Here is a 4,014-nt window from a genome sequence, read left to right on the forward strand (position 1 = left end):
AGCTATAAGTTACAGGCTTTTTGCGGCGAGCGCCCACTTTACATTTAATTTCCTTACACCCAACTAACAAGCAACAACTAACAACTAACAACTAACAAACTTATTCTTGGGGAGCAGGAGCGGACAAACCGACTTGGCGTGCAGGCTTTAAAACCACTGCTTTTTCCCCTTTAGATTTAGCATTTTTCCCCACATGATTAGCCACTACTCCTAAGCAGGGAATGCCAAAACTTTCTAATTGACTGAGGACTTGCTTAACTACAGAATTCTTAGTTTTGAGAACAGCCACAACCATCAAGATCCCCTCTGTCCGCGCCCCGATAAAATTAGCATCTTTAGCATCAATAAGCGGGGGCGTATCATAAATCACTAAATCAAACTTTGTTTGAAATTCCTCCATTAAATGCGCCATAAAACTAGAACTCATTCGTCTAGCAGCACCCGGCAAAGGAATCCCAGCCGTCAACACAAACATATTATCAGCTAGAGGCGATCGCTGAATAATATCATTCGGCTCCAGCTTATTACAAAGTAGATCGCTCAGACCTCTGAAGTTGGGTAAATCTAATAAAGTATGTAGCGTTGGCGAATGCAAATTTGCATCTACTAACAGCACTCGTTGACCAGCAAGAGCCGCAACTTCAGCTAAGTGTAAAGCTACAGTAGATTTACCGTCACCAGGTGCAGCCGAAGCAATAGTTAAGGAGCCAATCTGACGGTCTGAGAATAAAAAACAGAGATTAGTGTAGAGAGAATCAAAAGCTTCTAAAAATGGAGATGAACTCCTGCTAGCGAGATCGTTGCTGACTAAAGAAGCATAACCATTCCGATGCTCGCGCGCTAATTTTTCAGAATCTTTATCTAAAGGAATTACCCCTAACATCGGTAATTGAATTGCATCTTTAATATCCTCAGCTACGTAGAAAATATTGCGTCTCTTTTCTATCCACAAAGCAGCTAGCATACCCAATACTAGAGCACCCACTACCGCCATCGCAAATTTGTTTTTAGCTTTACTGGGAGCCGGCTCTAAATTTCCAGCGGGATCGAGAGGTATCCGAGGCTTAGAAATCAGTTCCCAAGGCACTTGGTTTTGAGCTGCTTGCACTCGCAACGTTTCTCGCTGAGTCAAAAGTTGGTCGCGGGTTTTAGTCGCAATTTCCAACTGTTGCGACAATTCATTATACTGACGAGCCACGGCCGGAAATAGTTTAGCTTGTCGGTTTAAATCGTCTCTGGCTTGCGATATTGCTTGATTGCGAACTTCTAAAACCTGAATTTGATTAGCGGTATCAACTAATTGTTTAATCAGTCCTACGCGAATCGAATTTTGAAAGCTCATTACTTTAGAATTGTTGGCATCAACTCCTAAGTTCTGTCCGATAATCCGCTGGGTTTGCTGATTGAGTAAATCTAACAAGTTTGCTCGCTTGCGTTCTAGAGCTTCTAGCAGGGGATTAGCAGATTTAAACCGCGCCGATTCTAAAGCAATTTGACTTTCTACTTCCTTCACCTTTACCAGTAATTCTTTATACTGAGGTTCTTCGCTCAAAGCGGAAGCAGCAATAGCTTCATTGGGGGTAAAATCTAATTGTTTCTGCAAGTTAGCATAAAGCGATCTCTGTTCTTCCAATAGCCTTTGAGTTTCTAATTCCTGAGTTTCAATAGTGCGAACTTGGGTGAGTAATTCTTCTCCTTGCACTTTCGGATCGCTGATTCTTTGCTGCTGCTGCAATTGCTGTAACCTTGATTTAAGGTCATTTACACGCTGCTGCAAGCCGGGAAGTTGATCTTCAATAAATTTAACACCTTCTCCAATACGGCTTTTCCGTTCTTCAAGGCTGTATTTTAAATATTTCTTAGCCATTTCATCTAAAATAAACTGTACCATCTCTGGGTCTTGTCCCAGATACCGAACTTCAATAATCTTCGTTTGGTCAAGTATATTACTGCCGACGCGGATTACCAGTAATCCTCTTTTAAACTCTTCGTAGGTAAACTTGGGATATTTAGTTTTAATGCGATCTACGATTGCATTAAGCATTTGAGGGCTCTGTAGAATCTCAAGCTGAGTGGGGTAATCCAAGCTAAAAATATCTCGATTTGGCACTGCCGAGTCACTGCGAGCGAGGGTGGAAGGCTCAGCAATTCTAGCTTCATTAGTCACAGGTTCTACTAAAAGCCGAAAATCTCCTTGATAGGTTTTTTTAGAAGTTTTGATATAAAATCCTGCCCCAACTGCGATTAAAGTTGTAATCGCAAGAATTAGCCATGCTTTTCGCCGGAATGTTCGCAAAAATGGGGCAAAGTTTAATCCTTTTTGAGGCGGGGGACTAGGCTCATCTGTATCGGCGACAGGTAATTCTTGAAATTGTCGGCCTCGTTTACCAATTGATACAATTTTATCTCCCTGTTCTGTCTCCATGTTCACCTCTGATGGTTATTTGTCCGCTCACTCAATTACGCCTTTAAATGCCTGTATCAATCAAAAGTTTACTATGTGTCACCTCTAAAAAATTTACTTTACATCTAGCTCAACTATAAAATCTATGTGGTATGTGGGATAGCCGCTAGTTAGATGCAAGTTAGATGGGTACAGCTTACGATCTAGGATCGTTTTTAAGACTTCCGATCGATTTAAAATCACCAGACGTAGTATTTTCTAATTGCCTCCCAACTCTAACCCCTTTTGCTTCAAATTTTTGTAGCATTGTGCAGGATATTGGTAGAGCATATACTATGCTAACATAACTGCACAGTGCCGCTTAAACTCAGCATTGCAGCAAATTTCTCCTGGCAATAGGCATGACAATTGCTTATTTAGTTAATCAATACCCGAAGGTTAGTCATAGTTTCATCCGTAGAGAGATTGTCGCAGTCGAAACTTGTGCTAGTAGAGTTGCACGTTTTTCCATCCGTTCTTGCGACGCTGAACTTGTAGATGGAGCAGATAAAGTAGAGGAAGATTTGACACGAACCGTCCTCGAAATTGGAATGCTAGGCTTACTCTGGAGCCTGTTATGGACTGCTGCAACTAAGCCGCTGCGATTTTTCAGGGCGTTAGTGTTGATGTTCCGGGTTGGCTGGCATTCAGAAAGGGGCATTTTGCGCCATTTTGCTTACTTAGCCGAGGCCTGCGTGCTTCTGGGTTGGCTTTCAGAGGTGGGTGCGACACACCTTCACACTCACTTTGGGACAAATTCTACAACTGTAGCGATGCTGTGTCGCGTTTTAGGCGGCCCTCCCTACAGTTTTACTGTTCACGGCCCAGAAGAATTTGATAAGGCTACGGTTTTAGCCTTAGATGAAAAAATTAAGAGTGCGGCTTTTGTGGTGGCGGTGAGTTCTTTCGGCAAAAGTCAGTTATGCCGATGGTGCGATCGCGCTCAGTGGTCTAAAATTCATATCATTCACTGCGGAGTAGATGCTGAGTTTTTGACTCAACCGCTGGTTCCCATACCGCAGGAACCTCGCTTAGTTTGTGTTGGTAGGCTTAGCGAACAGAAAGGCCACTTGCTATTAGTAGAAGCTGCCCACGAGTTAGCAGTTTCTGGCTTGAAATTTAAGTTGATATTAGTAGGTGATGGCGCACTCAGAGAGGAGATCGCCTCTTTGATTGCCAAGTTCAATCTACAAGAATATATAGAAATTACTGGCTGGGCGACAGGTGCGGAAGTTAAGGAACAAATTCTGGCGGCGCGAGCTCTGGTATTACCGAGTTTTGCTGAAGGTTTGCCAGTAGTGCTGATGGAAGCTTTAGCTTTGGGTCGTCCTGCGATCGCTACCTATGTCGCGGGTATCCCAGAGTTAGTTGAACCTGGTGTCTGCGGCTGGTTAGTTCCCGCCGGTTCAGTCAGTACACTAGCAGAAGCAATGCGGGCTGCTTTAGAATCGCCACCAGAAGTACTAGAAAAAATGGGTAAAGTAGGACGCGATCGCATTGCTCAAAATCACGATGTTGCTGTGGAGGCGAAGAAATTAGTAGCGCTAATGGCTAATGGCTAATGGCTAATG

Annotated in this window: 2 protein-coding genes; one reads left to right on the forward strand and one right to left on the reverse strand. The window is 43.3% G+C overall.

Features of this window, described 5'->3' with window-relative positions:
• Positions 1–100: 100 nt before the first annotated feature.
• Entirely contained in the window at positions 101–2,425 is a 2,325-nt protein-coding gene (locus tag PN499_RS06805; RefSeq protein ID WP_272030929.1) for a GumC family protein, read from the reverse strand.
• Between the two features lie 380 nt (positions 2,426–2,805).
• Here PN499_RS06805 and PN499_RS06810 point away from each other — a divergent pair, with 380 nt between their 5' ends.
• Positions 2,806–4,005 (forward strand): glycosyltransferase, encoded by a 1,200-nt coding sequence (locus tag PN499_RS06810; RefSeq protein WP_272030930.1) that lies wholly within the window; start codon positions 2,806–2,808, stop codon positions 4,003–4,005.
• Positions 4,006–4,014 lie beyond the last annotated feature (9 nt).

The organism is Kamptonema animale CS-326 (assembly GCF_028330895.1).
Classification (GTDB): domain Bacteria; phylum Cyanobacteriota; class Cyanobacteriia; order Cyanobacteriales; family Microcoleaceae; genus Kamptonema; species Kamptonema formosum.

Coding starts and splice junctions, on each gene's coding strand:
- PN499_RS06805 (WP_272030929.1), bottom strand. CDS start 2,425: ATGGAGACAGAACAGGGAGATAAAATTGTATCAATTGGTAAACGAGGC.
- PN499_RS06810 (WP_272030930.1), top strand. CDS start 2,806: ATGACAATTGCTTATTTAGTTAATCAATACCCGAAGGTTAGTCATAGT.